Source organism: Qipengyuania vesicularis (assembly GCF_019711415.1).
Taxonomy (GTDB): domain Bacteria; phylum Pseudomonadota; class Alphaproteobacteria; order Sphingomonadales; family Sphingomonadaceae; genus Qipengyuania; species Qipengyuania vesicularis.
Map to the genome: position 1 here is coordinate 435,686 of NZ_JAIGNJ010000003.1, position 18,693 is coordinate 454,378.

General features: G+C 63.8%; 22 protein-coding genes and 1 tRNA gene. 17 read left to right on the forward strand and 6 right to left on the reverse strand.

Annotated elements, in window-relative coordinates:
- Positions 1-6: 6 nt before the first annotated feature.
- Positions 7-504: a DUF2141 domain-containing protein gene (locus K3146_RS10920; RefSeq protein WP_221546312.1), complete on the forward strand. Its 498-nt coding sequence runs from the start codon at positions 7-9 to the stop codon at positions 502-504.
- Here K3146_RS10920 and K3146_RS10925 read toward each other — a convergent pair.
- The 3 genes from K3146_RS10925 to K3146_RS10935 form a co-directional block, all read right to left on the reverse strand.
- Complete coding sequence (locus tag K3146_RS10925) at positions 495-1,391, reverse strand: hypothetical protein (RefSeq protein WP_221546313.1); 897 nt, start codon at positions 1,389-1,391, stop codon at positions 495-497. The genes K3146_RS10920 and K3146_RS10925 overlap by 10 nt on opposite strands.
- Positions 1,388-2,419, reverse strand: a complete 1,032-nt coding sequence (locus K3146_RS10930; protein ID WP_221546314.1) for a diacylglycerol kinase family protein — start codon at positions 2,417-2,419, stop codon at positions 1,388-1,390. The genes K3146_RS10925 and K3146_RS10930 overlap by 4 nt, the downstream gene beginning before the upstream one ends.
- Before the next feature lie 91 nt (positions 2,420-2,510).
- Positions 2,511-2,587: transfer RNA gene (locus K3146_RS10935), tRNA-Arg, on the reverse strand.
- A 112-nt stretch (positions 2,588-2,699) separates the two neighbouring features.
- Here K3146_RS10935 and K3146_RS10940 point away from each other — a divergent pair.
- From K3146_RS10940 to K3146_RS10985, 10 genes are all read left to right on the forward strand, one after another.
- The gene (locus tag K3146_RS10940) at positions 2,700-3,098 is read left to right on the forward strand and encodes a hypothetical protein (RefSeq protein ID WP_221546315.1); all 399 of its coding nucleotides are present in this window, start codon (positions 2,700-2,702) and stop codon (positions 3,096-3,098) included.
- Between the two features lie 48 nt (positions 3,099-3,146).
- Positions 3,147-3,632: an MmcB family DNA repair protein gene (locus K3146_RS10945; RefSeq protein WP_221546316.1), complete on the forward strand. Its 486-nt coding sequence runs from the start codon at positions 3,147-3,149 to the stop codon at positions 3,630-3,632.
- A 51-nt stretch (positions 3,633-3,683) separates the two neighbouring features.
- The gene (locus K3146_RS10950; RefSeq protein ID WP_221546317.1) at positions 3,684-4,400 is read left to right on the forward strand and encodes a sterol desaturase family protein; all 717 of its coding nucleotides are present in this window, start codon (positions 3,684-3,686) and stop codon (positions 4,398-4,400) included.
- Complete coding sequence (locus tag K3146_RS10955) at positions 4,397-4,840, forward strand: DUF2141 domain-containing protein (RefSeq protein ID WP_221546318.1); 444 nt, start codon at positions 4,397-4,399, stop codon at positions 4,838-4,840. The genes K3146_RS10950 and K3146_RS10955 overlap by 4 nt, the downstream gene beginning before the upstream one ends.
- A gap of 117 nt (positions 4,841-4,957) precedes the next feature.
- The gene (locus tag K3146_RS10960; protein ID WP_221546319.1) at positions 4,958-7,033 is read left to right on the forward strand and encodes a PAS domain-containing protein; all 2,076 of its coding nucleotides are present in this window, start codon (positions 4,958-4,960) and stop codon (positions 7,031-7,033) included.
- Between the two features lie 77 nt (positions 7,034-7,110).
- On the forward strand, positions 7,111-8,217 hold the full coding sequence (locus tag K3146_RS10965; protein WP_221546320.1) for a phosphatase domain-containing protein: 1,107 nt from the start codon (positions 7,111-7,113) through the stop codon (positions 8,215-8,217).
- An 11-nt stretch (positions 8,218-8,228) separates the two neighbouring features.
- A complete protein-coding gene (locus K3146_RS10970; RefSeq protein WP_221546321.1) occupies positions 8,229-9,140 on the forward strand; it encodes an alpha/beta hydrolase in 912 nt (303 codons plus the stop codon).
- A gap of 11 nt (positions 9,141-9,151) precedes the next feature.
- Positions 9,152-10,534: a M48 family metalloprotease gene (locus K3146_RS10975; RefSeq protein ID WP_221546322.1), complete on the forward strand. Its 1,383-nt coding sequence runs from the start codon at positions 9,152-9,154 to the stop codon at positions 10,532-10,534.
- Positions 10,535-10,552: 18 nt separating this feature from the next.
- On the forward strand, positions 10,553-11,239 hold the full coding sequence (locus K3146_RS10980) for a DsbA family protein (protein ID WP_221546323.1): 687 nt from the start codon (positions 10,553-10,555) through the stop codon (positions 11,237-11,239).
- Positions 11,240-11,241: 2 nt separating this feature from the next.
- Positions 11,242-12,207: a M48 family metalloprotease gene (locus K3146_RS10985; RefSeq protein WP_221546324.1), complete on the forward strand. Its 966-nt coding sequence runs from the start codon at positions 11,242-11,244 to the stop codon at positions 12,205-12,207.
- A 3-nt stretch (positions 12,208-12,210) separates the two neighbouring features.
- Here K3146_RS10985 and K3146_RS10990 read toward each other — a convergent pair whose 3' ends face one another.
- Positions 12,211-12,819, reverse strand: coding sequence for an HD domain-containing protein (locus K3146_RS10990; protein ID WP_221546325.1), 609 nt, complete (start codon positions 12,817-12,819; stop codon positions 12,211-12,213).
- 74 nt (positions 12,820-12,893) lie between these two features.
- Between K3146_RS10990 and K3146_RS10995 the strand changes: the two genes are divergently transcribed.
- The 6 genes from K3146_RS10995 to K3146_RS11020 are packed head-to-tail and all read left to right on the forward strand — an operon-like array spanning position 12,894 to position 17,411.
- On the forward strand, positions 12,894-14,111 hold the full coding sequence (locus tag K3146_RS10995) for a sensor histidine kinase (RefSeq protein WP_221546326.1): 1,218 nt from the start codon (positions 12,894-12,896) through the stop codon (positions 14,109-14,111).
- Positions 14,108-14,905 (forward strand): LytR/AlgR family response regulator transcription factor, encoded by a 798-nt coding sequence (locus tag K3146_RS11000; protein WP_221546327.1) that lies wholly within the window; start codon positions 14,108-14,110, stop codon positions 14,903-14,905. The genes K3146_RS10995 and K3146_RS11000 overlap by 4 nt, the downstream gene beginning before the upstream one ends.
- Positions 14,905-15,765, forward strand: coding sequence for a carboxylating nicotinate-nucleotide diphosphorylase (gene nadC, locus K3146_RS11005; protein WP_221546328.1), 861 nt, complete (start codon positions 14,905-14,907; stop codon positions 15,763-15,765). Before K3146_RS11000 ends, nadC begins: the two co-directional genes overlap by 1 nt.
- 38 nt (positions 15,766-15,803) lie before the next feature.
- On the forward strand, positions 15,804-16,226 hold the full coding sequence (locus K3146_RS11010; protein WP_221546329.1) for a hypothetical protein: 423 nt from the start codon (positions 15,804-15,806) through the stop codon (positions 16,224-16,226).
- Positions 16,195-16,920 carry a ribonuclease T2 family protein gene (locus tag K3146_RS11015; protein ID WP_345724263.1) on the forward strand — a complete coding sequence of 242 codons (726 nt, stop codon included), beginning with the start codon at positions 16,195-16,197 and terminating at the stop codon, positions 16,918-16,920. The genes K3146_RS11010 and K3146_RS11015 overlap by 32 nt, the downstream gene beginning before the upstream one ends.
- On the forward strand, positions 16,917-17,411 hold the full coding sequence (locus K3146_RS11020) for a P-loop nucleotide/nucleoside kinase family protein (RefSeq protein ID WP_221546330.1): 495 nt from the start codon (positions 16,917-16,919) through the stop codon (positions 17,409-17,411). The genes K3146_RS11015 and K3146_RS11020 overlap by 4 nt, the downstream gene beginning before the upstream one ends.
- A 42-nt stretch (positions 17,412-17,453) precedes the next feature.
- On the opposite strand, the gene K3146_RS11025 is transcribed toward K3146_RS11020, so the two are convergent.
- Positions 17,454-18,041, reverse strand: a complete 588-nt coding sequence (locus tag K3146_RS11025; protein ID WP_221546331.1) for a hypothetical protein — start codon at positions 18,039-18,041, stop codon at positions 17,454-17,456.
- Between the two features lie 59 nt (positions 18,042-18,100).
- Positions 18,101-18,556 carry a nucleoside deaminase gene (locus tag K3146_RS11030; RefSeq protein WP_221546332.1) on the reverse strand — a complete coding sequence of 152 codons (456 nt, stop codon included), beginning with the start codon at positions 18,554-18,556 and terminating at the stop codon, positions 18,101-18,103.
- Positions 18,557-18,693: the final 137 nt, after the last annotated feature.

The window sequence follows — 18,693 nt, forward strand, 5'->3', positions numbered from 1 at the left end:
CCAATCATGACCAAGACAATCACTGCCATTACCGGGACCGCCGCGCTCGCCCTCGCCGGGCTGTCGCTGGCTGTTCCCGCGCAGGCGCAGTATCGCGAGAAGATCACCCACGACCTCTCCAAGTGCGACGCGGGAGGCGGCCCGGCCGTCATGGTCTCGATCACGGACATCAAGGAAAGCACCGGCACCATCCGCATCCAGTCCTATCGCGCGACGAAACAGGATTGGCTCGAGAAGGGTCGCTGGATCTATCGCATGGAAGCCCCAGCCAGGGCTGGCACGATGAAATTCTGCATGCCGCTGCCTGCCCCGGGCCATTACGGTATCGCTGTGCGCCATGACCTCGATGGCGACGGGAAGACCGATATTTTCGGCGACGGCGGCGCAATGTCGAACAATCCCAGCATCAACATCTTCAACATGGGCAAGCCGAGCTACAAGAAGGTCGGCTTCGATGTGGCAAACAGGGTGGAGCGCATCTCCATCCGCATGCGCTATCGCTGACGGCGTCTGGCCAGCCACAAATCGATTGCTGCGCCGGGCATGGCAAGCAAGGGATGTTTCTCCCGAAAGGGCGTGACTTCCAGCGCAATGCCGGTGTGGCGCTCGAGTTTCCAGGCACCGTAGCGGGCGGCACCCTCGAAGGTCGTTGTCGCCTTGGCGAGGCGCAGGATATTGAGCGCCTTGCCAAGCCGCTCGCGCTGGGCCCACGACCTTAGTATCTGCGCCTTGCGATCCTGGCCGAGATGTGGCCGCAAGCCCTCTTCCGCGCGCTCGAAATCGATCCCGGCCGCTTTCCAAGCCAGCGGCAACAGGCCGTCGAAATGCTCCGTATTCACCGAGAGGATGGAATCCTCACGCCCCGGTTTCTCGACCCGGAACTCGGCGCGATAGGTCGCCTGGAAGAGCGCGCGCCAGAAATCCTCGGCTGATCCCTTATCCGGACCAAGCGCCGCTGCGAAGGTCGCGGCGGAAACCGCGGCCGCAGCAATCGCCCTTTCGACTGATGTTACGGAAGCCTCATCGCGCGTCCAAACAAGCGCGCTGGGCTGCACGAAACGCGTCCAGATAGTGGTATCGCGGCTGTCCCCGCGCGCTGCCTCGGCAAACTTCTCCAGGCTCATCGTGGCGATCTTGGCGCGCAGCGTTTCGCCAGCACGATCCCATTCGCGATAACTTACGCGTGGCCAGACTTTCTCGCGTTGCGGCCCGGCCAAGAGGACATAGAAATCAAGGACACCCTCGAGCGAACCGGTGCGCAGATTGGAGCCATAGAACAGCACCGCGCAGGCGCCCGCTTCTTCGCCCAGCATGCGGGCAAAGTCCGCAACCTCGCCGCGCACCTCGCGCGCGAGCGATGCGGATACCCGTTCGGCGAGCGACAGACTCACCCGGCTACGAAAGTGAGTTCGGGGCCCTGCTCGATCCGGTAGCTGCCCGCCGGAAAATGCTCCCCGTCGAGGATGAATGGCGAATCGAGAGTGATCGCAAACCCCTGCGCGGAGAGGTGGTGCAAGCCCTCACGTTCGAGCCAGCGCGGGTGCCAGCCGGCGAGGATCGCGGGTACGGAAAAGAGGACCCTGCGGCGCGGATGGTCGAGCAGCAGCAGGCGGATATCCTTCTGGCCCTTGCCGAAGAGCTTGATGTCGAGCGGCATTGTCTCAAGCGTCGAAGCAAGGATCAGCGTCCGCCGCGAGGGATCGCCATGGCGCGAATGCGCAATTGGCTCGTGCGAGGGGAGGTACTCGAGCTCCATCTTGGCGCCGCGGCGCCAGACGTTGCTGTCGCTACCGAAGAGAGCCTGGGCTACGCCCCATGCGCTCGTCACGCCGACGGCGAGCGAATTGAAGAAACCGGCGCGGTGGGCGTCCTGCCCGGCCTCGACGCCCTGCGCAAAGGCACCCGCTCCGAAGATGAAGCCGAGCATCGGCGGATCCTCGCTGCCCTCTTGGCTCACCGCCAGCGGTTGACGCAGCACGCGCTTGCCTTTCTCGGGATTCTCGAAGGCCGCGATCGCCTGCGCCAGGGACCAGTCGCGCGGGCTGCCCAGATCGACATTGAGCGCATTGGTCTTGCCGCGGGGGAGCACTGCCAGCTCCGGCCAGTTGGTGCCGAAAACGGCCTGACCCATCGTCAGGACGTCGCGAACGGTTCCATCGCCACCGCTGATGACGAGGAAACCGATACCCTCCTGCGCGAATCCCGCGAGCGCGTGGGCGATATCGCGCCGCGTTTGCGGACGGACGATGGAAACATTGGATCGCTCGCCGAAATCCGGTTCGCGCCCCTTGTTGTGATGGCTGCGCGCGCTGAAGATCACGCCGACACGCTGCGATTGCGCAGCGCCGACCGGCGAGCTTGCCGCTTCGTCACCAACCTGCGCCGGAAGGTCGTCGAACTGGTAGATCTTGCGCTCCATGACTGGCTTGGGCCGGTCTAGGGCCTTTTCATCGATTTGGCGAGAGGGGCCCCGGCCCCCTGCGACAAGCAGCCTGAAACAGACGCTACGGTGGCGCACCCGACAGGATTCGAACCTGTGGCCTCTGCCTTCGGAGGGCAGCGCTCTATCCAGCTGAGCTACGGGTGCATTCCGTGGGCGGGGCGCTTAGCAAGGCGGCCTCGTTGCTGCCAGAGTTAATTGCTCAAAGTGAATCGCGCGTTAGCGATTTGGCAAGTGCGCGGGAGTATTCCGTTCGGTCATGAGCGCTATGTCCCACCAGTTCGACTTGTCCCAATCGCGCCGCTTGTCCGGGGCCGAACAGCCGGAGGTCCGGCCTATCGATGCGGCAGCGCTGGCTGCGCAATGGGACGCCATCCACGAAGCCGCTGCCGCCGTCGGCAACCTCGCCCAGCTCGGCGAGGAGCCGGTCGACGAACAGGTCCGCGGTTTGCCCGAGCGTGCGGTCGCGATGGGAGGCGTCAACCTCGCCATGGTGGCTCGCGGGATCGACGATCTTTCCGCGGTCCTGAAACCCGGCCTGCGCGCGCTGCTGGAACTTACCGGCAAGGGTCACGATACGACCTGCGCGGCACTCACGCTCTGGCGCGAATTTCATAACGCGCGCGCTTCGGTGATCGCTCTCGTTCCGGCCGACTGAACTTCCGCGCGGCTTGACCGCGTTCCCATTCTGTTCCATCGATGCGCCATGAGCGAATCTGATGTGATCGAGACTTCAAGCGATGCGGCGAGCGTGTGCCGCGGCATCCAGCGCCTATTCGCGCGCAACGATGTCTGGCTGATGCCGGAGATGCCGCTGCGCAACGGCAGGCGGGCCGACCTGATGGGGCTCGACTCAAAGGGGAGGATCATCATCGTCGAGGTCAAGGTGCAGCGCGGCGACTTGCTCGGCGACGGGAAGTGGCCCGACTATCTCGAGTTTTGCGATCGCTTCTACTGGGGCCTCCCGCCCCATCTCGACCGCGCAGTGCTCGACGGGGAAGACTACCGCCCCGATTGCTGCGGGATCGTGGTGGCCGACGGCTATGACGGCGAGATCGTTCGCCCTGCCCCGCTCCACCCGCTCGCCGCCGCTCGCCGCAAGACCGAGGTCGAACGTCTGGCCCGCGCTGCCATGCGCCGCTCGACTGTTGCGCTCGATCCCCACTGCTCGCCCTGGGGCAACGCCGAATAGACGCAAGGCTTGTGGGCGCCGCCCGGGTTGCGGCATAGCAGGCGCCAAGCCATGTGGACCGCCATCCTCCTCTCCGCTGCCGCGATGACCGCGATTGTCGCCCTGCGCTATCTCGCATCGAGCGGGGTGTTTGCCTGGCTCACCAACCGCCGCCTCCCTGAGTATCATGCACGGCTCGGGCCGCAGATCCGCCGCGAGATCGGTTGGTCGCTTGCGTCGGCAGCGATCTATGGTGTGCCCGCGGGGATTGTCGCCTGGGGTTGGCAGGAACGTGGATGGACGCAGATCTACACCGCGTGGGATGCGATGCCATTCTGGTACCTGCCGCTCGCGCCGCTGATCTACCTCTTGCTGCACGATGCCTGGTTCTACTGGACGCATCGGCTGATGCATCGCCCTGCATGGTTTCGCGCGATGCACGCCGTCCACCACGCCAGCCGTCCGCCGACAGCCTGGGCGGCGATGAGTTTCCACCCGTGGGAGGCAATTACCGGCGCGGTGGTGATCCCGGCGCTGGTCTTTGTCGTGCCCATCCATGTCGCCATGCTCGGCCTCGTCCTGCTGGTGATGACGGTGATGGGCGTGACCAATCACATGGGCTGGGAAATGTTTCCGCGCCGGCTGGTTCACTCCCCGTTAGGCGGATGGCTGATAACTGCCAGCCACCACCAACGCCATCACGAAGAGTATCGATGCAATTACGGACTGTATTTCCGCTTCTGGGACCGGCTGTGCGGCACCGACAAGGGGTTGAGCGAGGCCATATGACGCGCCTAGCCATCCTGCCCGTCGCCGCGATTGCGCTCGCCGCTGGCGCCCCTGCCCCGGATACGTCCAGCATTACCGTGACGGTCACCAATCTGCGCAATGCCGAGGGCTTGGTGCGCGCCTGCATGACAACGGCAGCCAAGAGCTTTCCCAAATGCCGCGGTGTCGAGGGCGCGCATGCGACCACGGTCAATGCGAAGGAAGGCTCGATCACTTTGACCTTCGAGGGCGTCAAACCGGGAAATTACGCCATCGCCCTGCTCCATGACGAGAACGCAAATGGCAAGGCCGACCGCGCGCTGGGCATGATGCCAAAAGAAGGTTTCGGCTTTTCGCGCGATGCACCGGTTCGCATGGGCCCTCCCAAGTTCAAGGATGCCGTGTTCGAACTCGGCGCCGAACCGCAGGAAATGACGATCAAGATGCGCTACATGCTCTGACCGGGCGCCTTGCCAGAAAGCCCGCCGCGAAGGTTTCAGTTAACCTTAACCCTTTTTTCAGTGCAATCGGGCCATAGCCGTCCCTCGACAACCACTCGTTTGGGGGCTTTTGCGGCAATGGACAGGCTTTGCGGAGATTTCGACGCATTCGATGCGGCGGGCGATCACGACAATGGGTTCGATGATCACGACGCGCATTCCAACCCGCCGCCCTCGCCGGTGGGGCAGGACGAACGCCGCATGCAGGTGCGCGCCTACAACCACTGGGTGAACCAGCTCGGTGACCAGAACCTGCCCAATGTCGAGGACCTCGAACCCGAGGAAATGGCGGATTTCGGGCCCCATTCGGTCGTGCTCGATTTCTCCACCGGGACCGGCACTCCGACCATTCAGTTTATCGGCACGAAGCTGCGCGCGGAATGCGGGTTGTTCGACCCGATCGAGGAGCTTCACGAGATCCCGGAGCAGTCGCTCCTCAGCGAGATCGCCAAGAATTACCTGAAGGTCGTCGCGGCGCAGGCCCCCGTCGCCTTCGAAGCCGAATCGGCTTACGTGCACCGCAAGTCGGTCGCCTATCGCGGCATCCTGCTGCCCTATTCGAGCGACAACGAGACGATCGACTTCGTCTTTGCCGTGGTGAACTGGAAGGACCTCGCCGACGCCGCAACCGCCGAGGCGCTGCTGGGCGAAATCGACGCTGCCATGGCGCAGCCGGCCCCGCTGCCTACCGAGGAACCGCAGGTCGAGGACGCGCCGCAGGAGACCGCAGAGATCGTTCATTTCGACCTCGAGGCCCACAAGGCTGCGCAGGCAGAACCGGAGCCAGAAGTCTCCGAAGAACCGGTCGAAATCGCAGAACCGGATCCTGCCCCTGAACCGGCGCCCTGGTCGAGCGACGACAATGTCCTCGACATGCGCGGCACAGATCTCGGCGATCCGGCGGAACCCGAAGACATCCCGCAACCCAGCTTCGGCCAGGCTGAAGAAGCCGCCACCGAATATGTCGCTGAACCCATTCAAGAACCCGCGGCCAGTGAGCCGGTGGAGGACACATTGAGCGAGAAACCCGTCGAAATTCCGCGGCGCAAGCCCGCGGTCGATGCCCTTGGCAACCCGGTCGGCAATGCGTCGGCAGAAGAGGATACGCACGATGAGGTCAGCGGCGGCATTACGACCGCAGCCGACTACGGCCTGCCGGAGTGGGACGAGGAAGAGGACATCGACGAGGATGTCGAGGACCTTGTGAACCCGCTCGCCAATATCGATCTCAACAGCCGCCTGCTGTCGCTGGTCAACTCGCACTCGCGAGCCAAGAAGACCGTCGATCTCGCCACGCTGTCCGAAAACGCGATGGAGGACGACGACGAACAAGGCCATGACGAGGAACGCCAGCTGTTCAAGCCCAAGGCTCCCTCGATCGACACGCTGCTGACGCCGGAAGAATATGACGAGGACGAGACCGAAGAGGTCGAAGCCTACGAGTATGACGACGCGGTCGAGGCGTTGCCCGAGTTCGAAGTGTCGGATCTGGAAGAACCGGAAGCCGACGAGGGCTTTTCCGAACTCGAGGCTCCTGTCGAAGACGCCGCTGCGCTCGAAGCATTCGAGGCGGAGGTTCCCGCAGAAGAGCCTGTGGCGGACGAGGCAGGAGAAGAAGAGGTCATCCTCGAACTCTCCGAAGTGGCCGAGGACATTGTCGAAGAGGTCACGGCGCCCGTCGTGGACGAGGTGATCGAAGCTCCCGAAGAGACCTTTGCCGAGGTCGAGGAAGTGGCTGAGGAGCCCGTGGCGGAGGTCGGGGAAGCCCTCGAAACCGTCGAGCTCGCCGAATGGGACGAGCTCGATGAGCCGCTCGAACTGACCGACGAGTTCGTCGTCGAGGATGAAGAACTGGTCGAGGCCGCAATCGACGTCGAGGAAGTTGCCGAGAGCGAGCCCGCTCCCGAGCCTGTCGAACCGGGCAGTCTCACGGGACTCCTCGCCGCAGTCCATGAGTTGTCGGAAGCCGCCCGCACCACGCAGGACCCGGGCCGGCGCGCGCTTTACGAAGCGGTCGGCAAGGCCTTCGACATCAGCATCAAGGCAGTGCTTGCAGCCGAGGGCCGCGAGGATGGTTCGATCGATATCGCACCGCTCGACCTCGACGAGCAGTTCGAGGAAATGAAGGCCTCGGCGCTGCGCGAAACGGGCTGACGTCTCCCCACGCCTTTCAAGACGCGAAAAAATAAGCACTTGAGCATGGGGCGGACCGCAGGGTAGCGGTTCGCCCCATGCCGTTTCTCGCCACCGCGCCCATCCGTATCCAGCCCTACTTCGGATATCGCAACCGGGAGCGCCTGTTCGTCACCGCCCGCGCCCTGCGGGCCCGCAAGAGCGAGTTCACTGGCCGCGGCAAATGGCAGGCGATGCGCACGATGATGGCGCAGTTTGCCAGTCACGAAGTGAAGGAGCTGCCGGTCGAACTCGAAGTCCGCTCGCCGGCAGGCGAGACGCGGCGCGTCCAGGGCATTACCGACAAGGAAGGCTTCGTCCATTTCGACATTCGGCTCGAAGGCGATTGGGAATATGACGACCTCCCGCAATGGGAGACGGTGACATTCCACTGGACCAATGGTCTGGGCGCACAATGCGTCGACGGGCACGTGCTCGCGCCCGGACGGTCTACCGGGCTCGCGATGATTTCGGACATCGACGACACGATCATCGAGACGGGCATTACCGGCAATTTCCGGGCGGTCATGCGGAACTGGCGGCGGGTGCTCATGGAGATGCCCGAGGAACGAATTCTCGTGCCCGGTGCGGACCTGTTCTACAGCGCGCTGGGGGGCAATGAAGGTCTGCCTGAAGGCAAGGGGCATGCGGGGGACCACCAGGCAGCATCCCGCAGACCCTTCTTCTACGTGTCCTCGAGCCCCTGGAACCTGTTCTCGTACCTCGTCACCTACATGAAAGGTCGGGGCCTCCCGCTCGGCCCGATCCAGCTGCGCGACTGGGGTCTCAATCGTGAAACCTTCGGATCGGCGAGCCATGGTGCGCATAAACGAGCCGCGATCGAGGGCATCCTCGCGACCTATCCGGACATCAAGTTCGCGCTGATCGGCGACGATTCGCAAGGCGACCTCACCGCATTCTCGGCGATTGCGGTCGATAATCCGGGGCGTGTACGGGCCGTTTTCATCCGCAAGGTGGGGGAAGCCATGAGCCCTGAGGAAGTGGCCGCCAAGGCTGCGCTCGATGCGGCCAGGATCCCGCTGTGGATGGGCGAGGGCTATGACGAGGGACACCAGTTCCTCGCCTCCATCGGGCTGCTGGAAGATGGCGAGGCGGAGAAGATAATCGATTCGGTCGGCCATGCCGAAACCGAGGCGGCAGAGTGAGGGGGCGCGCAATGACCGTCGTCGCAGTCCTCGTCGGCCTGGCTCTGCTGGCAGGGCTGGGCATCTGGCTGGCCTTGCAACACAATCCGCACCGCGTCCTCGATACGGTGGACCGAGTTGTCGGCCCCGGTTCGGATGTCGAGCGTGTCCATGCCGCAGATCTGGGCGACGATCCGCGCCAGAAGCTCTTCGTCTATCGCGATGGCGAGCGGCGCGAGGGACAGCCGGTCTTCCTTTTCCTCCATGGAGGAGGCTGGCGTCACGGCGATCCGGAGCATTATGCCTTTATCGCTCGCAGCATTGCACCCGAAGGCTACATCGTGGTGCTCGGCGGATACCGGCTCGGAGAGCAGGGCCGCTATCCGGCAATGCTCGAGGACACGAGCGCTGCGATCGCATGGACCCACGCAAATATCGCGCGGTTCGGCGGCGATCCGCAGCGCATCCTCCTGGGCGGACATTCGGCTGGTGCCTACAATGTCGTGCAGACCGTGCTCGAAGCCCGCTGGCTGGTGGACAAGGGCGTGCCCCGCACGGCAATTCGCGGAGTGGTCGGGCTTGCCGGTCCCTACGACTTCTTTCCCTTCGACACCGATTCCTCGCGGAGCACCTTCGGCTCGGTCGATGCCGGCCCCCAATCGCAGCCAGTGAATCACGCGCACGGCGATGCGCCTCCGATGCTGCTGGTGCATGGCGAGACCGATACCGTCGTCCGCCCGCGCAATTCGCGTGCGTTGGCCGGGGCCTTGGGCGAAGTCGGCGCCGAGGTGGAAACGCTGTACCTGCCGGAGGCCGACCACAATGCCCCGCTGTTGGCGCTCGCTAATCCCTGGCGACGCGATCCAAAGGTCCGCGACCGGATTCTCGAGTTCCTGGGTGAGGCAGGCTCGGTTTCAGTTTCGGTTCAGGCCGAAAACCCTTAGGCTGGGCGCCGATGCGCATCTTTTCCCATTTTGTCGCCCTCTTCGCCCTCGTGGTTTTCGCGGCCCAGCCCGTATCGGCACAGTCGATCCTGCGCGACGCGGAAACCGAGGCCTTCCTGCGGGAGATTTCCGCGCCGCTTGTCGAGGCAGCCGGGCTGGAGCCGGGGAATGTCGACATTGTCCTGATCAACGACCCTTCGATCAACGCTTTCGTGGCCGGTGGACAGGCGGTCTATATCCATAGCGGGCTGATCGACGCGGCGGACACGGCTAACGAAGTCCAGGGCGTCATCGCACACGAGCTCGGCCACGTTACCGGCGGACACGTGATCCGCATCGGCGAAGGCTACCAGGCCGCAACCACCATCTCGATCCTGTCCATGCTCGCCGGGATCGGTGCCGCCCTGGCTGGATCGGGCGATGCGGCAATGGGCATCATGGCAGCAGGCCAGCAGGCCGCACTCGGCAAGTTCCTCGCCTTCAGCCGCACCCAGGAAGCGAGCGCGGATGCCGCCGGGGCGCAGTATCTCTCGAAGGCCGGGATCACCGGCAAGGGCTCGCTCGCCTTCTTCGGCAAGCTGCTCAACATGGAATTCCGCCGCGGGATCAGCCAGTCCGACGAGGCGGGCTTCTACCGTACCCACCCGCTTTCCGGGGATCGCATCTCCAAGCTGCGCGAGGTCTACATCGTCGACCCGGCCTGGGATGCACCGCTCGACGAGGAATGGGAGCGCAAGTTCCAGCGGGTGAAAGCCAAGCTCCACGGCTATGTCGCCAAGCCCGAATTCACCTATCGCGACTATCCGGAGAGCGACACCTCCACTCCCGCCCTCCTTGCCCGCGCCTATGCCTATCACAAGGATGCGCGGATCGAGCGGGCGCTGGAGGCGGCCGATATGCTGATCGCGCGCGAGCCTGAAGATCCCTATTTCCTCGAGCTCAAGGGGCAGGTCCTGCTCGAATCCGGGCGCGTGGAGGAGGCTGTCATCCCTCTGCGGCAAGCAGTCGAATTGACCCGATCCGAACCTCTGATCGCTTCCATGCTTGGCCATGCCTTGATCGCGACCGAGGACGAAAGCAATTTCGAGGAGGCCGAGCAGGTACTGCGCGCTGCAGTTGGCCGCGATCGCTATAACCCCTTTGCATGGTACCAGCTCGGCGTCGTCTATGCCGCGCGGGGTGACATGGCACGGGCGCGGCTCGCGAGTGCAGAGCAGCAGGTGATGAACCGCCAGTATCCGCTCGCGCTGCGCAGTGCACAGGCGGCCGAAGCGCAGCTCCCCTACGGCTCGCCCGACTGGCTTCGCGCGCAGGATATCGCCCACGAGGCGCGGGCGCTGATGGAGCAGCTGTGCGAGATGAACCGAGCAAACTGCCAGGGCCGCCGACGCTGAACCGGAAAGAGTGACACGATGAAACTCCTAGTAACGGCGCTGGTTGCCTTGATTGCTGGCTTTGCCGGAGCGGCAGCGTTCAGCTTCAGCGGCTTGGGACATCAGCAGACACGCGACTACCTGCTGGAGAACCCCGAGATATTGCCCGACCTTGCCGAGGCATATCAGGCACAGCAGGCCAAGGCTCGCCTCGCCGATGTTTCGGGCGAGATCCGCGAGCCCTTCGCCGCCGGAGTGCTCGGAAATCCGCAAGGCACAAAGACCCTCGTCAAATTTACCGATTACGGCTGCGGCTATTGCCGCCAGAGCGTGGCCGATGTCGACCGTCTGATCGCATCCGACCCCGACCTCAAGGTGGTGATCCGCGAATGGCCGATCTTCGAGGGGAGCGAGGACGCGGCACGCATGGGTCTCGCCGCTGCTGCGCAAGGCAAATACGATGCCTATTACCACGCCATGTTCGCCAGTGGCCCGCCCAGCGCGGCGTCGGTTGAGGCTGCGGCGCGCACGGCGGGACTGGACATGGAGGCGGCGCGCAGTTTCTCTGAATCTGCCGAGGTGACCGCCGAATTGATGCGCAACGATGCCTATGCCCGGCAGCTCCAATTTACCGGGACGCCGAGCTGGGTCCTTGCCGACCGCGCTGTCGAAGGCGCCGTGGGTTACGAGGACCTGGCCGAGATGCTGGCCGAAAGCGACGGCTAAGAATGGTTCGGCGGGCACATGTGGCCCTCTTCGGCCTGTTTGCTGTGCTGGCCCTGCCGGCTTGCGCAACGGCGCAGGCCTCCGCCAACCCGCTCGCCGAATTCCAACGCCGCGAAGCGCTCGTCCACGACACCGGCTGGCAGCTGGCGCGCGCGAACCGGGGCTTTTGCGAAAGGACTTCGCCCTCGATAGGCTTGCTGATCCACGATGCCCGCAATTACGCGCGGGCCGGCGAGGTCCGACGGGCGTTGTCTCTTGTGGGCGATATCGGCGTGCAGGCCGTCGCCGTGGGTTCACCCGCACAGAAGGCGGGCATCGCAGCGAACTGGAGCGTGATTGCCATCGATGGCGAGCCGGTTACTTCGCGGTGGCGGCCCACCTCGCCATCTTCGCAGCGAACCCTTCAGATCGAACGCACGATTGCCGACAGCCTGGGGAATGGCGAGGTGACGCTCCAGCTGCGGCGCGGGTCCGCAAACCCCGTTCAAATCTCCTTGCGCGGCGTTGCGAGCTGCTCGGCGAAGTTCCGCCTCACCTCAGGGGACGATCCCTATGCAGGGCCGGAAACGGTCTTCGTAGGCCATGATTTCCACGCCTTCGGGATGGACCGCGCCGAGCTCGCAGCCGCAATCGCACACGAGCTGGCCCATGTCCTGCTTGACCATCCGCGAAAGAAACAGGCAGAGCGCTGGGGCACGGCACGCACACGGGCGAGCGAACGCGTGGCCGACCGGATGATGCCATGGCTGCTATGGAATTCGGGCTACGATCCGCACGCCGCCGCACGCTGGATGCGCGAGTGGGGGCCAAAGCATTCGGGCGGCGTCCTGCGCAAGCGCACGCATGACGGTTGGGACGAGCGGCTGGAGATGATCGAAGCCGAGATCGCCGCTCTCGAAGCCTTGATTGCCGATAATGGCTGGAGCCGGGGCCAAGCGGATTGGTCGGCGCGCTTCAGCGCCGATTGAGGATCATTCCTCCATCGCGGCCTTGTACATCGAGGCGAGCGGCTTCTCCATGACGCGGCGCACCATCGGTTCGAAGAATTCGAGCGGTTCGCTCTCGTAGTCGGGATCGAAGGCGGACTGGTCGTATTTCTCGCAGAATTCCGCGCAGGCATCGAAATGCGGTGAATTGCGGAATTTTTCGCGCATGTTCTGGTCCATGCCGAGGTGGTGGAAGTAGTAGTAACCTTGGAAGGCGCCGTGATTCTGGCAGATCCAGTGGATCTCCTCGGTCACGAAGGGCTTGATGATCGCCGCCGCAACTTCGGGATGGTTGTAGCTGCCCAGCGTATCGCCAATGTCGTGGAGCAGCGCCATCACCACATATTGCTCGCCGCGCCCGTCACGATGGGCGCGCGTTGCGGTCTGCAGCGAATGCTCCAGCCTGTCGACAGGAAAGCCGCCAAAATCGCCGTCGAGCAGCTTCAGGTGATCGAGAACGCGGTCGGCCAGTCCCTTGGCAAATTCGCGGTATTCGCCACCGATGATGTCCCAGTCTTCCTTGGTGCCTTCCTTCATCTCGCGAAACTTGGCACGTTCGGCGATCGAATGGGCGAGGGTCTCGGGCTTGTTCATGGTGGCTCTCCTACTCCGCTGGGCATAGTAGCGGCTGGCGCTCGCCCTCGCAATTGGGCTAGGAGTAGCGGCGCATGGCCGTTTTGCCCCTCAGTCCGACGCCGTTCTTCCAGAACAAGAACCAGGCGTTCTGGAACCTCCAGCTGGCCGGCTGGGGCGGTACCGCGCTGCTGCGCGCCATGTCGGCCTTTGCAAATGGTCAGCCGCTCGAGTTCTTCTTTGTGATTCTGATCGCCTCGATCACGGGCTTCTCGATCAGCCTAATCCTGTCGGTCATCTATGCCTATTTCATCCGCCAGCGGCCACTTGTGACCTGGGGCGGAACTGCCGTGACCCTTGCCGTCGCCGTAGGCATATACGCCTTCATCGACAGCTGGGTGCTCGGCCTGACGAGACCGACTGCGGATTCGGGTTTCGTCCGCACGCTCATCGGCATCTACTTCTTCGACCTCACCCTGCTCGGCGCGTGGTCGGCGCTCTATTACGCGATCAACTTCTTTCTCCAGGTCGAGCAGCAGGCCGACCGACTGGAACGGCTCGAAGCGCAGGCGACCAGCGCGCAGCTGGCCATGCTGCGTTACCAGCTCAACCCGCATTTCCTGTTCAATACGCTCAACTCGATCAGCACGCTGGTCCTGCTGAACCAGACCAAGCCTGCCAATGCGATGCTGACCCGCCTGTCCAGCTTCTTGCGCCATACGCTGGTGACCCAGCCGGGCGGCAAGGTCACCGTCGCCCAGGAGGTCGAGACGCTGAAGCTCTATCTCGACATCGAGCGCATGCGCTTCGAGGAGCGGCTGCAGACCGAGTTCCGCGTGGAGGAACGGGCTTCCAAGGCGCAAATTCCCTCCATGCTGCTCCAGCCGCTGATCGAGAACGCGATCAAGTACGGTGTCAGCCCGCAGGAGGAAGGTGCGCAGATCTCGCTCCTCGCCCAGATCGTGGGGCCGCGCCTGCGCATCACAGTGGCCGACACCGGCCCCGGGGTCGACGTGGGCGGGGTGGCCGACGACTTGCCGGCGGTGATGGCGACGCACAAGCGCCGCGATTCCACCGGCGTCGGGCTCGCCAATATCCGTGACCGGCTCGCACAGGCCTATGGCGACGATCACCGCTTCGAAATCCGCTCCCCCGAAAGCGGCGGTTTCACCGTGCTGATCGAGATTCCCCATGAACTCGCCGACGAGGTGGAGCCGTCTGCCGCACCGGCGGCGACAGCGTCGCTGAAACAAGCCAGCCCCTCGTCCGTTAATACCCTTAATCCCCCCGCTAAGGTAAGTACTGCGAAATGACTATCCGAACGATCCTCGTCGATGACGAGAAGCTCGCCATCCAGGGCCTTCAACTGAGGCTCGAACCCTTCGAAGACGTCGAGGTGATCGAGACCTGCCAGAACGGCCGCGAAGCGATCCGCGCGATCAAGACTTTGAAGCCCGACCTCGTCTTCCTCGACATCCAGATGCCCGGCTTCGACGGCTTCAGTGTGGTGCAGGGCGTGATGGAGATCGATCCACCGCTGTTCGTGTTCGTCACCGCCTTCCAGGAACACGCGATCCGTGCCTTCGAGGCCAATGCGGTCAATTACCTCATGAAACCGGTCGACGAGGACAAGCTTGCCGACACGATCGAGCGCGTGCGCCAGCGGCTCGCCGAGAAGAAGAGCTCAGACGAAGCCGACCGCCTGCGCGGCGTCCTGTCCGAAGTCGCACCCGAGGCGGTTGATGACATGGACGAGAGCGATACCGAAAGCGCCGGCCGTTATGAGAAGCTGATCAACGTGAAGGACCGCGGGCAAATCTTCCGCGTCGAGGTCGATACGATCGAGCACATCGAGGCCGCGGGTGACTACATGTGCATCTATACCGGCGACAACTCGCTGATCCTGCGCGAAACGATGAAAGACCTCGAACGCCGGCTCGACCCGCGCACTTTCCAGCGCGTACACCGCTCGACGATCGTCAATCTCGACCAGGTCCGCCAGGTGAAGCCGCATACGAACGGCGAGTGCTTTCTCGTGCTCGACAGCGGGGCTGAGGTGAAGGTCAGCCGCAGCTATCGTGACGTCGTGGCGCGCTTCGTTCACTGATGGCTTTCCAGCTCGACGGGTTCGACCTCGACCAGTTCGTTCGCGATACGCTTGCCGAGGACCTCGGCGAGGGCCTGCCGGGAGGCGGGCGTGACGTCACCAGCGAAAGCGTGATCCCTGCCGAGGCGCGCTTCTCTGGCGTAATGGATACACGCGATGCGATAGAGGTTGCGGGCCTTCCCGTAGCCAAAGCCTTCTTCCGCGCACTCGATCCGGGCATGACCATCGAGATCCTGGTCGATGAAGGCGCCAGCGTGCCGGCCGGGACCGATCTGATGCGGCTCGAAGGCAATGCGCGGGCCATGCTCACGGCGGAGCGCAGCGCGCTCAACACCGTCCAGCACCTATCCGGCATCGCGACCATGGTCGCCGAATATGTGCGCACGATGGACAATCCCGACTGCACGCTGCTCGATACGCGCAAGACGATCCCCGGCCTCCGCCACCTCGAGAAGTACGCCGTTCGGATGGGGGGCGGGGCGAACCACCGGATGGGCCTTTGGGACGCGGCGATGATCAAGGACAACCACGTCCTCGTCGCTGGAAGCGTGGGCGAGGCGGTCCGGCGGGCGGTCGCGGCGGGCGTAGAGGACATCATCTGCGAAGTCGACCGGATCGACCAGATCGAACCCGCGTTGCAGGCAGGTGCGACGCGGCTGCTGCTGGACAATATGGAGCCCGACACCCTGCGCGAAGCGGTCGCCCTTGTCGCCGGCCGCGTACCGACCGAGGCGAGCGGCGGGATCAACCTCGACACGATCAGGGCCAAGGCAGCCACCGGCGTCGACTATGTATCGGTCGGCCGCCTCACACAAAGCGCGCCCGCTGCGGATATCGGTCTGGACTTCACCCCCCTGTAATTTATATCAATTGTTGCGGGATCGGGAGGGAGACGGCCATGCGGCCACAAGCGATCAGGATTTTCGAGCTGCTTTACTTTGGCGCGATCGCGCTGGTTCTTGCCAATGCGGTTCGCGACTACAATGGCATTATCGAGGCAGCGGGCGGCGATTTGACGCGCCGCGGGCTCGATCCCGACACGCTGCTGATCGCCAGCATCGCATTCGTCGTCGGCATCATGCTGCTGCTGTGGTTCCTTGCCGCGCGGCTGCGGGTTGGATTTGTGCGCTACGTGCTGCTTGCAGTGACCGTCTGGCAGGCGTGGGAGCTGGCCATCGTGGTCTCCGACGAGAAAAGCGGCAGCGTGCTCGTGGCCGGTGCTTCCGTAGTCCTGCAGGCCATCGCGGTCGCCTTCACCTTCCTGCCGTCTGCCCAGGCATGGTACCGGGGTGACGATTTCACGCCTGGCGACGATTTCTAGCCTGCGATCCCTTCTCCCGGCGCTGGCATTGGGGCTCATTCCCACGACCGCCAGCGCACAGGCCTATCAATGCAGCCTGCCGCGCTTGTCGCAGGTCCCACAAGTCGAGAGCGAAAGACCGCGCCGCCTGCCCGTCACCGGCTATACGCTGGCACTGAGCTGGAGCCCTGAGTTCTGCCGCTTCCGCGAGGACCAGCGCCGTCACGCCCGGCAATGCTCCGGCCGCGATGGCCGCTTCGGCTTCACCGTCCACGGCCTCTGGCCATCAAGCGGGCGCAGCTGGCCCCAATGGTGCGGTGGGCCCGACATGCGCGCCGAAGAACTGCGCAAGAACCTCTGCATCAGCCCCGACGCCGCGCTGGTGACCCGCCAATGGGAGAAGCACGGGACCTGCATGGTGCGCCGCCCGGCGACCTACCTCAAGGTGACGCGGATCCTCTATAATGGCCTGCGCTGGCCCGACTTCGTGCGCATCAGCCGCGAGGACGACCTGACTGCGGGCACGATCCGCACGCGCTTTGCCGATGCCAACCAGGGCTGGTTCCCTGAAGCGGTCGGGGTTCATCTCGACAGCAAGGGCTGGCTGGAAGAATTGCGCCTCTGCTATGACAAGCGCTTCATGCCCACGGCCTGCGACCGGCGGCGGTTCGGCGCAACGAATGGCGAAGCGGCGAAGATCTGGCGGGGGCTATGACGCAATCCACGCCCACGCTGCACCTGCTCTGCGGCAAGATCGCCTCGGGCAAGTCCTCGCTCGCAGCCGCATTGACGAGCGAGCCACAGACAGTGCTGATCAGCGAGGACCAGCTCCTCTCGGACCTCTATCCCGGAGAGATCGATACGCTGGAGGCCTTCCGCGATGCTTCCGCGCGCCTGCGCAAGGCGATCGCGCCGCATATCGTCCAGCTGCTCGCCAACGGGCTGAGCGTGGTCCTCGACTTCCAGGCGAATACCCCTGGTTCGCGAAAATGGATGAAGGACCTCGTCGAAGCGAGCGGGGCCGCGCACAAGCTCCATTGGCTGCGCGCATCGGACGAGACCTGCAAACGGCGGTTAGGTGCACGCAATGCGGCCGGGACACACGAATACCAGGTGAGCGAGCAGGAGTTCGACCTCTTCACGAGCTATTTCGTCGAGCCGGAGGCGGATGAGGGATTTGTCGTCGAGATCCACGAACAGGATTGAGCCGGGTTTGACGGCGGGCCGCAACTGGGAGGCAGGAAGACGTTAGCCTATCCATCCTTCCAGCCGGTGCACAGACATGATCCGATACAGGCCATCTTCGCAGCCTCCGCCAAACTTGCCAGTATCCACTGCATCTTTAGCCTCCTCGAAACTATCGAAGAGGCAAAATCGGTTCGTAGGCAGTTCGCTAGCAACCGAGTTGCAAGATAGCGGTGAGTGGTCGGGAAAGTCACGATAGGCGACCACGTCATATCCTAGCTTCGTCGGACAATCCGCACGCACTGGGGGTGTCACATCAACTTCAATGCTCGAAGCGTCTGCAAACGTCAGGTTCTGCCAACCTTTTGGATCGAAGCTCCAGCCATCGCTATCGAGCTCCTGCTCGTAGATCTCGTAATAGAAGAGCGATGCGCCCTCCAAGCTGACACTGGCCTCTGCAGCAATTTGGAGGATCAAGTCCTTAGTATTCGCCAATCCGAGCCTGTTAAATTGCCAGCTATGTAACAGGTCGACGATATCATCATTCACGCATGCGGACACGCTGCAAACTTCATCCACATTCGTGTCTTTAGTCTTCAGCCAGTCAGGAGGAGGCGTGGTTCGCTTCAGAAGGTAACCTGCTGGAATCATGAAGTGGTATTAGCTCACTCTTCCGATGACGGCTATCGGCTCGCAAGCGGAAAGCAATCTCACCGCCGCTCCCTGAAGAACTCGCGCAGCACCTCTGCAGCCCTTGCCTCGCCAAGCCCTGAATAAACCTCCGGCCGGTGCAGGCATTTCTCTTGCTCGAAGACCCGCGCGCCGTTTTCTACCGCACCGCCCTTGGGGTCGCTCGCGCCGTAATAGACCTTGGCCAGCCGCGCGTGGACGATGGCGCCGGCGCACATGGCGCAGGGCTCCAGCGTGACCCAGAGTTCGCAATCGGTGAGGCGTTCCTCGCCCAGCACCTCGGCGGCGCGGCGAATCGCGAGGATCTCGGCGTGGGCGGTGGGGTCGTGGTGTTCACGCGGGGCATTATGCGCCTCGGCGATAACCTCGCCGCCGCGCGTGATGACTGCCCCCACGGGAACCTCGCCCGCGGCCGCGCTGGCTTCGGCCAGTTCGAGCGCGCGTTTCATCGGCTGCGGAAGGGTCCAGGACGACATATTGGACGCACCGCTAGCCCGCGTGCTGCGGGGGCGCAACGTGCTTGACGATTCGCACCCTCGCCGCTATGCGCGCCGCTTTCCGGGAATAATGAGCCCCGCACCCGCATTTGCGGCCAAGGGAACTCGCCCGCCCA

Bases quoted from the DNA above. Each gene is read 5' to 3' on its own strand.
- K3146_RS10950 (WP_221546317.1), top strand. From the start codon at position 3,684: ATGTGGACCGCCATCCTCCTCTCCGCTGCCGCGATGACCGCGATTGTC.
- K3146_RS10970 (WP_221546321.1), top strand. From the start codon at position 8,229: ATGACCGTCGTCGCAGTCCTCGTCGGCCTGGCTCTGCTGGCAGGGCTG.
- K3146_RS10975 (WP_221546322.1), top strand. From the start codon at position 9,152: ATGCGCATCTTTTCCCATTTTGTCGCCCTCTTCGCCCTCGTGGTTTTC.
- K3146_RS10980 (WP_221546323.1), top strand. From the start codon at position 10,553: ATGAAACTCCTAGTAACGGCGCTGGTTGCCTTGATTGCTGGCTTTGCC.
- K3146_RS10945 (WP_221546316.1), top strand. From the start codon at position 3,147: ATGAGCGAATCTGATGTGATCGAGACTTCAAGCGATGCGGCGAGCGTG.
- K3146_RS10965 (WP_221546320.1), top strand. From the start codon at position 7,111: ATGCCGTTTCTCGCCACCGCGCCCATCCGTATCCAGCCCTACTTCGGA.
- K3146_RS11000 (WP_221546327.1), top strand. From the start codon at position 14,108: ATGACTATCCGAACGATCCTCGTCGATGACGAGAAGCTCGCCATCCAG.
- K3146_RS10960 (WP_221546319.1), top strand. From the start codon at position 4,958: ATGGACAGGCTTTGCGGAGATTTCGACGCATTCGATGCGGCGGGCGAT.
- K3146_RS10955 (WP_221546318.1), top strand. From the start codon at position 4,397: ATGACGCGCCTAGCCATCCTGCCCGTCGCCGCGATTGCGCTCGCCGCT.
- nadC (WP_221546328.1), top strand. From the start codon at position 14,905: ATGGCTTTCCAGCTCGACGGGTTCGACCTCGACCAGTTCGTTCGCGAT.
- K3146_RS11030 (WP_221546332.1), bottom strand. From the start codon at position 18,556: ATGTCGTCCTGGACCCTTCCGCAGCCGATGAAACGCGCGCTCGAACTG.
- K3146_RS10990 (WP_221546325.1), bottom strand. From the start codon at position 12,819: ATGAACAAGCCCGAGACCCTCGCCCATTCGATCGCCGAACGTGCCAAG.
- K3146_RS10985 (WP_221546324.1), top strand. From the start codon at position 11,242: ATGGTTCGGCGGGCACATGTGGCCCTCTTCGGCCTGTTTGCTGTGCTG.
- K3146_RS11010 (WP_221546329.1), top strand. From the start codon at position 15,804: ATGCGGCCACAAGCGATCAGGATTTTCGAGCTGCTTTACTTTGGCGCG.
- K3146_RS10920 (WP_221546312.1), top strand. From the start codon at position 7: ATGACCAAGACAATCACTGCCATTACCGGGACCGCCGCGCTCGCCCTC.
- K3146_RS11020 (WP_221546330.1), top strand. From the start codon at position 16,917: ATGACGCAATCCACGCCCACGCTGCACCTGCTCTGCGGCAAGATCGCC.
- K3146_RS11025 (WP_221546331.1), bottom strand. From the start codon at position 18,041: ATGATTCCAGCAGGTTACCTTCTGAAGCGAACCACGCCTCCTCCTGAC.
- K3146_RS10930 (WP_221546314.1), bottom strand. From the start codon at position 2,419: ATGGAGCGCAAGATCTACCAGTTCGACGACCTTCCGGCGCAGGTTGGT.
- K3146_RS10940 (WP_221546315.1), top strand. From the start codon at position 2,700: ATGAGCGCTATGTCCCACCAGTTCGACTTGTCCCAATCGCGCCGCTTG.
- K3146_RS10995 (WP_221546326.1), top strand. From the start codon at position 12,894: ATGGCCGTTTTGCCCCTCAGTCCGACGCCGTTCTTCCAGAACAAGAAC.